The organism is Bradyrhizobium sp. (assembly GCF_016462955.1).
Lineage (GTDB): Bacteria > Pseudomonadota > Alphaproteobacteria > Rhizobiales > Xanthobacteraceae > Bradyrhizobium.
In genome coordinates this window covers 3591-12666 of record NZ_JAEMSD010000175.1, presented here as the reverse complement: position 1 = coordinate 12666, position 9076 = coordinate 3591, and the positions used below count along the sequence as shown (strand labels likewise).

The 9076-nt window shown below is 63.3% G+C and carries 11 protein-coding genes; 6 read left to right on the top strand and 5 right to left on the bottom strand.

Annotated elements, in window-relative coordinates:
* Positions 1 to 278, top strand: a 278-nt coding sequence (locus JHD07_RS18735) for a nitroreductase family protein (protein ID WP_291624634.1), incomplete at its 5' end; no start/stop codon positions are given.
* On the opposite strand, the gene JHD07_RS18730 is transcribed toward JHD07_RS18735, so the two are convergent.
* Positions 275 to 1177 carry a LysR family transcriptional regulator gene (locus tag JHD07_RS18730; RefSeq protein ID WP_291624633.1) on the bottom strand — a complete coding sequence of 301 codons (903 nt, stop codon included), beginning with the start codon at positions 1175 to 1177 and terminating at the stop codon, positions 275 to 277. The two genes, JHD07_RS18735 and JHD07_RS18730, sit on opposite strands and share 4 nt — an antisense overlap.
* Positions 1178 to 1305: 128 nt before the next feature.
* On the opposite strand from JHD07_RS18730, the gene JHD07_RS18725 reads away from it, so the two are divergent.
* Positions 1306 to 2244 (top strand): ring-cleaving dioxygenase, encoded by a 939-nt coding sequence (locus JHD07_RS18725; RefSeq protein ID WP_291624632.1) that lies wholly within the window; start codon positions 1306 to 1308, stop codon positions 2242 to 2244.
* Positions 2241 to 2867, top strand: a complete 627-nt coding sequence (locus JHD07_RS18720; protein WP_291624631.1) for an alpha/beta hydrolase — start codon at positions 2241 to 2243, stop codon at positions 2865 to 2867. Before JHD07_RS18725 ends, JHD07_RS18720 begins: the two co-directional genes overlap by 4 nt.
* A gap of 171 nt (positions 2868 to 3038) precedes the next feature.
* On the opposite strand, the gene JHD07_RS18715 is transcribed toward JHD07_RS18720, so the two are convergent.
* Positions 3039 to 4010 (bottom strand): magnesium transporter CorA family protein, encoded by a 972-nt coding sequence (locus JHD07_RS18715; RefSeq protein ID WP_291624630.1) that lies wholly within the window; start codon positions 4008 to 4010, stop codon positions 3039 to 3041.
* Between the two features lie 604 nt (positions 4011 to 4614).
* Here JHD07_RS18715 and JHD07_RS18710 point away from each other — a divergent pair.
* The gene (locus JHD07_RS18710; RefSeq protein WP_291624629.1) at positions 4615 to 4854 is read left to right on the top strand and encodes a hypothetical protein; all 240 of its coding nucleotides are present in this window, start codon (positions 4615 to 4617) and stop codon (positions 4852 to 4854) included.
* 200 nt (positions 4855 to 5054) lie between these two features.
* Positions 5055 to 6278 (top strand): hypothetical protein, encoded by a 1224-nt coding sequence (locus JHD07_RS18705; protein WP_291624628.1) that lies wholly within the window; start codon positions 5055 to 5057, stop codon positions 6276 to 6278.
* Positions 6279 to 6474: 196 nt separating this feature from the next.
* Here the strand turns inward: JHD07_RS18705 and JHD07_RS18700 are convergent, their stop codons facing one another.
* Entirely contained in the window at positions 6475 to 7059 is a 585-nt protein-coding gene (locus tag JHD07_RS18700) for a response regulator (RefSeq protein ID WP_291624627.1), read from the bottom strand.
* Between the two features lie 201 nt (positions 7060 to 7260).
* On the opposite strand from JHD07_RS18700, the gene JHD07_RS18695 reads away from it, so the two are divergent.
* On the top strand, positions 7261 to 8211 hold the full coding sequence (locus JHD07_RS18695; RefSeq protein WP_291624626.1) for a helix-turn-helix domain-containing protein: 951 nt from the start codon (positions 7261 to 7263) through the stop codon (positions 8209 to 8211).
* On the opposite strand, the gene JHD07_RS18690 is transcribed toward JHD07_RS18695, so the two are convergent.
* A complete protein-coding gene (locus JHD07_RS18690; RefSeq protein WP_291624625.1) occupies positions 8125 to 8568 on the bottom strand; it encodes a hypothetical protein in 444 nt (147 codons plus the stop codon). The genes JHD07_RS18695 and JHD07_RS18690 overlap by 87 nt on opposite strands.
* A 23-nt stretch (positions 8569 to 8591) precedes the next feature.
* Positions 8592 to 9076 (bottom strand): methyl-accepting chemotaxis protein (locus JHD07_RS18685; protein WP_291624624.1); only part of this gene is annotated, 485 nt, incomplete at its 5' end.

The window sequence follows — 9076 nt, the reverse complement described above, 5'->3', positions numbered from 1 at the left end:
GTCTCGGCCGCGCGACCATGCCGGAGACCACGGAATATTCCGTGGTCGCCGCCATCACCGCGATGTGGCTCGCCGCCCGCGCCGAAGGCATCGGCCTCGGCTGGGTGTCGATCCTCAACCCTGCGCGCATGCACGCCGTTCTCGACGTGCCCGACAGCTGGAAGTTCATCGCCTATCTCTGCATCGGCTATCCGGAAACCGAGTGCGATCAGCCCGAGCTCGAGCAGGCGAAATGGGAGCAGCGACGCGGCGCGGACGAGTTTACGCTGCGGCGTTAGCGAGAGGCGACCTCGTCCCGCCCGAACCGCTCCACCAGAAAATCGATGAACAGCCGCACCTTCAGCGACAGGTGCCGCGTCGGCGGATAGACTGCGTACAGCGCAAGCGGCGGCGCGGAATAGTCGTCGAGTACCGTCCGCAGCTCGCCCTTCTTCAACGCGTCAGCCGCGATGAACTCCGGCAGCAGCGCCAGCCCCCTGCCCTTGATCGCGACGTCGCGGAGCACTTCGGCATTGTTGACGCAAAGCGACCAGGCCGGCTGGATCCAGTGATCGCCATCGCGGCCAGTGAGCTTCCACTGATTGCCCGTGAGCAGGAAGCCGTAGGTCAGCGAAGCATGCTCGCGCAGGTCCTGCGGGTGCTTTGGCGTGCCGTGGCGCGTGAGATAATCCGGCGAGGCGCAGATCATGCGCGCCACCGGCATGATCTTTCGCGCGATCAGGCTCGAGGATTCCAGCTCCGCGATCCGCAAGGTCACATCGAAGCCGTCCTGCACGGGGTCGAGCAGGTCGTCGCTCAGCACGACCTGGAGCTGAAGCTCACCATGGCGCGCCATGAAATCGGCCAGCACCGGCCCGAGCCGCATCGTGCCGAACGACATCGGTGCGTTGACGCGCAGCAGCCCGCGCGGCGCCGACTGGGCCTGGCTCACCGCCTGGTCGGCCGCCTCGATCTCCGAGAGGATCACGACCGCGCGCTCGAAATAGCGCTGGCCGTTCTCGGTCGGGCTGGCGTGGCGCGTGGTGCGGTTCAACAGCTGCACGCCGAGGCTCCCTTCGAGGTCGGCGATGTATTTGCTGATCGCCGAGCGCGACAGCCGCAACTGCCGGCCGGCCTCGGCAAAGCTGCCGCTTTCGACCACCTTCACGAAGGCGCGGAGACTGCCCAGCTTATCCAAGGGCCGGCCCCGGCGATTGTTTCCAAAACGTAGACATAGCCGTCATAATCGCATGGATTGTCTCCAATCCAAACCAGAACAATATTTCCGACCAGAGCAAAGCGCTCCCCAATTTTTGGAGGATGACAATGTCTGGACTGCACCATGTCACCGCGATTGCCGGCGACCCGATCCGCAATTTCGGCTTCTACACCAGGGATCTCGGCCTGCGCTTCGTCAAGAAGACGGTCAATTTCGACGATCCCGGCACCTATCATTTCTATTACGGCGACGAGACCGGCCGCCCCGGCACGATCCTGACCTTCTTCCCCTGGGCCGGCGTGCCCTCGGGCCGCCGCGGCGTCGGCGAGACCCATCAGACCGCCTTCCGCGTGCCGCAGCGCTCGCTCGGCTACTGGACGCAGCGCTTCACAGAGAAGGGTATCCGATACGAGGCACTGGAGAAGCGCTTCGGCGAATCCGTGCTGCCGTTCACCGACCCTGACGGCATGGCGCTCGCGCTGGTCGGCGTATCAGGCGCCGAGAACGAGCCCGGCTGGAGCAATGGCGACGTGCCGGCCGAGCATGCGATCCGCGGCTTCCACGGCGTGACGCTGCTGCTCGACAGCGCGGCAAAGACGGCCGCCGTCCTCACTGACGTGTTCGGCTTCAAGGAAACCGGCCGCGAAGGCTCCGTGATCCGCTTCAAGGTATCAGGCGATGTCGAAGGCAGCGTGGTCGACATCTACGAGGCCAAGGGCTTCCTGCGGGGCCATCAAGGCGGCGGCTCGGTGCACCACATCGCCTTCCGCGCGGCTGACGATGCCGAGCAGGGCAACATGGCGCAAAAGCTCGTCAGCAATCACGGCCTGCACCCGACCGAGCAGCGCGACCGGAATTATTTCCGCTCGATCTATTTCCGCGAGCCCGGCGGCGTGCTGTTCGAGATCGCGACCGACATCCCCGGCTTTGCGGTCGACGAGCCCGTCGCGAGCCTGGGCCGCGAGTTGAAGCTGCCGGCTTTCCTCGAGCAGCATCGCAAGCAGATCGAGGGCGTGCTGCCGAACCTGGAAGAGACCGCGTCATGACCGAAACCGCCTTCATCCATCGCTTCGAGCCCGCCACCAGCGCGGGCTCCCCTCCTCTCCTGCTGTTGCATGGCACCGGCGGCGACGAGAACGACCTGCTCGGGCTCGGCAAGATGGTCTCATCAGGCTCCGCCCTGCTCTCGCCGCGCGGACGCGTGCTCGAGCATGGCATGCCGCGCTTCTTCCGCCGTCTCGCCGAAGGCGTGTTCGACGAGGAGGACGTAGCCCGCCGCGCGCGCGAGCTCGGCCAGTTCGTCGGCGAGGCGCGGCAGCGCTACGGCATCGCCGCGCCGGTCGCGGTCGGCTTCTCCAATGGCGCCAACATCGCAGCCGCCCTCTTGCTGCTGCAGCCGGAGACGCTTGCCGGCGCGATCCTGCTGCGCGCGATGGTGCCGTTGTCGGATCCGCCGAAGGTGGCACTCGGCGGCAAGCCGGTGCTGCTGCTCTCCGGCCAGGCCGATCCGATCGTCCCGGCGAGCAATTCGGCACGGCTGGCAGCGCTGTTGTCGGACGCCGGCGCAAAGGTGACCCACAAGGTCCTGCCGGCGGGTCACCAATTGTCGCAAGCCGACGTGACGCTGGCCCGCGACTGGATTAGCAGCGTCGAGGCCAAAGCGGCATGATCTGACGAGCAACGGCAGGTGTAGGGTGGGTTAGCCTTGGCGGCCGCGCAAAGCGCGGTCGGCAAGGCGTAACCCACCGCTGCGGTCACTGCGCCGAGACCGACGGTGGGTTACATCTCGCGGATGCGCTTCGCGCAGCCGCGAGCCTAACCCACCCTACGAAACCGGCTATCAATCGAGCCAGCCGCGCTGCTTGAACCAGATCAGCGGCAGCACGCCGCTGGCGATGACCGCGAGCCACGCCAGCGGATAGCCGACGGTCCAGTCCAGCTCGGGCATGTGCTTGAAGTTCATGCCCCAGATGCCGACCAGGATGGTCGGCGGCACGCCGACGACCGACACGATGGTCAGGATCTTGAACAGCTCGTTCTGCTGGATGTTGACGAAGCCGAGCACCGCATCGAGCAGCAGCTGGATCTTGTCGGACAATCGCGTCTCGTAGTCGCTGAGCGAGACGACGTCCTTCGACACCGCTTCGAGGCGCTTCTTCGACGAAGCCGTGATCCATTCGCTGCCGACGTCACCGGCAAACGAGGCGATACGGCCCACCCCGAGCAGGACATCGCGCGCCTTGGCGAGCCGGTCGGCCAGCTCGCCGATGCTCTCCAGCGCCTCCCGCATCCTGCGGCTGGAGCGCAGCGACCGCCCGGTGCGCACCAACCCACCCTTGAAGACACTCCGCGACAGCTGATCGACCTTGACGCCGAGATGCTCCAGGACATCGGCACCCCGGTCGATCATGGCCTCGATCAGGCTGGTGAACACGCACATGCCGTTCTCGAGGCTGTCGTCGGAGCCGACCCGCTTGCCGATGTCGTCGAAGATCGGCAGCTCTGCAAAGCGCACCGTCACCAGCACGCGCGGACCAATCACGAACCCCACCGGCGTGATCTCCGCCTCGCCCGCCTCGTTGACCCGGACCGCCGGCGAGCTGAGATAGAGTGTGCCGTGCTCGAGGATCAGGCGGCTCGACGCCTCGATCTCGCTGAGCGACTCCTCGGAGGGAATGCGGATGCCGAGCTGTCGCTCGACGAACTGCTTTTCATCCTCGGTGGCGTTGAGCAGGTCGGCCCAGATGATCTGCGAGGGCATTTCGGCGATGCCGTGCCAGTCGCCGGACGGCCACCTGTAAAGTCTGAGCAAGAGCCGAACTCCGTCACCGCATCGTCATGGCGGACGGCGCATCGCCGTCATCCGCCGAGTCACGCATGGAGTAACGCATGAGAGTTCCAAACGTTCAAGGACTCTAGGTGGCAGCGGTATTCAAACCCCTCACCGATGCTTCCAGCGGAGCTCGGAGATGCGACGGAACACGGAGCAAGCTCGCAGATCGTGAAGCGTCTCCGCTGAAAACGTCACCATTCGAGATCGCCGACACTCTCTGGTGTCTCATCACCCTCTCGTCCGTACGCAGGGCCATCGCATACGACTTGTGGCGGCGGTCTGTGCGCACGCCTCGTCCTTCGAGACGGCGCCAACGCGCCTCCTCAGGATGAGGCTGATCAGCGTCAGTGCCCGTTGGAACTGCTGCCGCGCACTCGGACCTCATCCCGAGGAGCCCGCCTCCGGCGGGCGTCTCGAAGGATGGCCACAGGGGAAACTCTCAAATGGGATAGCCGTGCGCCCCTACGTGACTGTCGTCACGAAATATCATCGACCGGGCGCTCGCTGAGCGCCGATCTTTGAACGCGTCCGCTTTGCGTAGTCACCAACGGGTGCTGAACTCGAACTCCAAAAGGACGAAACCATGATTACCAAGACGCTGATCGTCGGCCTTCTTGCAGCCGGCTTTCTCTCCGCATCTTTCGCGGTTGATGCACAAGCAGACCCACGTCATTCCCAGCAACTGAAAAGCGGCGGCACGACCCAGGGTGGTGCCCGGGCGGGCTCCATGGATAGCTGGCCGCAGACGATGGACGAACTGAACAACGCCTACAATTGTGGACCGTACGCAGACAAAGAGTCGGCCAAGAAGTGCAAGAAGTGAGCGCTTTCTTTATTGCTACAGTGCTGCAAAAGGGGTCAGCTACACGCTGGCCCTTTCTTTTTGGGCAATAACTCAGTCGTTGCCACAGCTTTTCGGTAACCGGCGCTTCCGGCACGCGAGGCACAACTTCACAGATCGACCCCTTCAAGATGTCGCCCGCTGGGCGTAAATAGGACCATCGTCCACCGGGAGAACAGCAAGTGGGCCGAACAGCAACCTTGGTACGGATCGTAGCGACCTTCACAATCATTATGGTTGCCACTTCACTCCGGGCTCAAGCAACACCGGAAACGTCAGCGTGCGGATACCTCGCTGGCCTGATCGACAAGACATCACCATCTGGGCCACTGTTCCTGCCAAGCTATCCGACCGTCCAATCGGGGCCCCTCCATGCCGCGGCCTACCTCTACGACAATGCGGTAGCCGTCATCGCGTTGGTCGGTTGCGGCAAGCGAGACAAGGCGTATCGAATTGGCTCGGCGATTCTCTGGGCCATCGACAACGACCGCACCTGGCATGATGGCCGCCTCAGGAACGCTTACGCCGCGGGTGCTGTGGCGAACGGCCCCGTCAAACTTCCAGGATGGTGGGACAATACTCAAAACAAATGGTTGGAGGACCGATATCAGGTGGGCAGCGATGTCGGTAACTTGGCATGGGCCATGTTGGCGTTGCTGTCGCTCGATGACGTCAACACCGGCTCGCGGTTCCGCGATGGTGCAGCACGGCTTGGCGCCTGGGTCGCGCAATGGGCCGATACGCGCGGGACTGGCGGTTTCACGGGTGGTACGTTCGGGCACGAACCGACGCCGGAGGTGCGGACGTGGAAATCGACTGAACACAATACCGACCTCGCCGCCGCGTTTGGCCTTCTTGCGATCCGTACAGGCGATTCGCGCTGGCGCGAAAAAGCAAATGTTGCCGAGTACTTCGTAACTACGATGTGGAATCCGGGCTGTGCCTGTTTTGCCGCAGGGACCGCTGACGACGGTGTCACACATAATCCGATTCTGGCTCTGGATGCCCAGATCTGGCCTTTAACAGCACTTCGCGGAGCGGCCGGGAGATTCGCATCGGCGATGACGACCGCTGAACAGCGAATGAGTGTCGGCGGAGGCTTTTCTTACGGTGAAGACCGAGACGGTGTGTGGACCGAAGGGACCGGCCAATTCGCTCTCTTGATGAAATTGCTCGGCAAGACCGAGAGGGCAGACTCGATGATCGCTGTCGTCAAATCCCAGAGGTCGCCCGATGGTGGGTTCTATGCCACGACGGTCCGCGCCTTACCGACGGGGTTCGTGTTGGACACCGACCCGAGCAAGCCGCGTTACTATTTCCGATTGGCACATCTTGGCGCAGCTTCGTGGGCCGCCCTCGCGGAACGTGGGTTCAATCCCTTCACGATGACAAAGGGACTTCCCTAGCCGGGCCGCAGTGCTTCTCGTCTCGGCCATTCGGTCTGTCCGGATTTCGATCTGTCCGCAAGGGTCACAACGCGGACGGCCCCAGGGCAGTACGGCGCGTCCGCTATCGGTTAGGCACAGACCTGCGCCCGCATAGTGCACTCCAAGGCGCCGCTAACTTAAGCGGCGGCTTGAGCTTGGCCGGGATAGCGGCAAGTCACCTTCTCAGCGCAATGATCGCAAGGCGAACCAGATCGGCAGGATTTCTTGCGCCGACCTTGCGAATGATGTTGGCTCGATAGCTCTCGACGGTTCTTGGGCTCAGACAGAGTCGGGTGGCGATCTCTTTCGTCGATTGCCCGCCAATCAGCTCGGCGAGCACGTCCTGCTCGCGCAACGTCAATGGCGGGCGGCTGGGAAAATGAAAGATTGCACGCGTCGCCTTTTGGCGCGGTGCATCCAACGCAGCGGTGACGCGTGAGACAAGCTCACTGCCGCGGAATGGCTTCTCGATGAAATCCGTCGCGCCATTCTTCAAGGCCTGGACCGCGGTGGCGACATTGCTTTCCCCCGAGATCATCAGGACCGGCGCACGGCAGCCCTTGCTGCAGAGCTCACCGAGAATGTCGAGACCGGAAACCTCGGGCAACACCACGTCGAGGAGGATGCAAGCTGGAGCCTTCTTGATGGACGCCTCGACGAATGAGAGAGGATCGCTGCAGCAATCCACCTCGAAGCCGGCTCTCGACAGCACTGCCGATACTGCCTGACAAACTGCGGGCTCATCGTCCAGAGCCAGCACGAGCCTCGCGGGCGCTCCGGCATCAGCCGCATCCGTAGAATTACGTCTCGCGTTGGGCATATGCCTCGTGCCAAAGAACGAGCGGCGCGCCGCCGATCGTAGTGGGCGTTGGTCGTGGCATTCAGCCTAGCCGGAGAGACCTTCTCCTGCTCGGCCTGCTCGGCCCAATCGTTCGGCCAAGGAGGAATCGGAAAAAGAGTGATGGAGCTTGCATTCTCCACCGCCGGGGTGCACCCGCGAGACCGGTTCGCCTTCTGGCACGCAGCAACAAGCGAACGGGTCGCGGATCACGACGCTTGGTCTTCTGATCGCGAGAATTTCGCAGCCGAACTGTCGATCGGCCGTGTGGGGCCGCTTGGCCTCGTTACATCGCGCAATTCGCCGGTGCGGGCCACATGTACAACCCGGCAAGCCGCCGAGTCTGATCCCAATGTGATCCTGCTGTTTTGCTCCTTTGCGGGTCGCATTCTGCTGGAGCAGAGCGATCGGCGGGTTGCCGCAGAACCGGGCTCGCTGCTATGCGTTGATCCGCGCATCCCGCACACGGTGGACTTTCCCCAACAATCTTCCATGGCGATCCTCAAGGTTCCGCGCACGGAACTCGAGGCGAGGCTGGGCTTGAACCTGGACATTGCGGGCCGGTGCATCACGCCGATGCGACCGCAGGATCATCTTACGTTGCTGTTTGCTGCCAACCTGCCGAAGCTCAATGGCACACTCGACCGCACAAGCGAAGAAACCATCGGAACACACGCGCTTGAGCAGATCGCGCTCTCGCTCGGCGCGAGCGGAGACTCTCCTCGGGCGACGAACGGCAAAGCCCAGCTCATTTGGCGCATTCACCGGGCAATCGAGGCTCGGCTGCAAAGCACCGCGTTGTGCCCGCAGGGGATCGCCGAGCAGGTTGGTATCAGCGTCCGCCATGCCAACAAGCTCCTGGCCGAAGAGGGCAGTTCGCTGATGCGCCTCGTTCAGGCCAAGCGCCTGGCGCGATGCCGCCAGGCGCTCGAGGATCCGGGCCAGGCACATCGCCCCGTCAGTGAAATCGCCTTCGGTTGGGGCTTTTCAGACCTGACCCACTTCAGCCGCTCCTTTCGGAAGACCTACGGGATGTTGCCCAGCGACCTTCGCAGGCAGAGCCTCCGCGTCTGACGGCGCGCGTTTCGTCGTCACTGCCGCTTGCCGTGCCAGATATCGGCGAATGTCGATGAGCTCGCCCTCCAGAGTCATCAACTCGTCGATTGCGGCTTTCAACTCGCTTTGGAGCGAGCGGAAGCGGATCCGATAGCCATGCCGCTTGGCGCCGTTCAGGCTGTCGATGACTGATTCGAGACCGGCAAAGCATTCGGCGTATATGTTGGCCTTTTGCCTGGTCTCCTCGCTCTGCGTGATGAGGTCGGCTGCGATCAGACGGTGTTGCAACAGAGGATCGCTCGGTCTCAGGGTCGTGACGTTGCTCATTTCGACACCGGATTGAAGTGGATTGAATGGATGGATGGCGTCCGGCAACAGCGGGCGCCATCCGCGATACGTCAAGCGGCACGCACCGTGCTCAGGAAGCTCTGCACCTGCGCCTTCAGCCGGTTGCTGTCAGCGGAGAGCGATTGCGCCGAAGACAGCACCTGGCTCGAGGCACCGCCCGTCTCCGTGGCACCCCGCTGCACGTCAACTATGTTGGACGAGACCTGCTGAGTTCCCTGAGAGGCCTGCTGGACATTGCGCGCGATTTCCTGCGTGGCGGCGCCCTGCTCCTCCACGGCCGCTGCGATGGTGGAGGATATCTCCGAAAGACGCTCGATCGTCCCGCTGATGTTCTTGATTGCGATAACCGACTCCTGCGTCGCAGCCTGGATGCTGGTGATCTGCTGCCCGATCTCCCCGGTTGCCCGCGCGGTCTGCTCGGCCAACGCCTTAACTTCAGAAGCAACCACGGCAAAACCCCGGCCGGCATCCCCGGCGCGCGCCGCCTCGATGGTCGCATTCAGTGCCAGCAGGTTGGTCTGCCCGGCAATTGTGT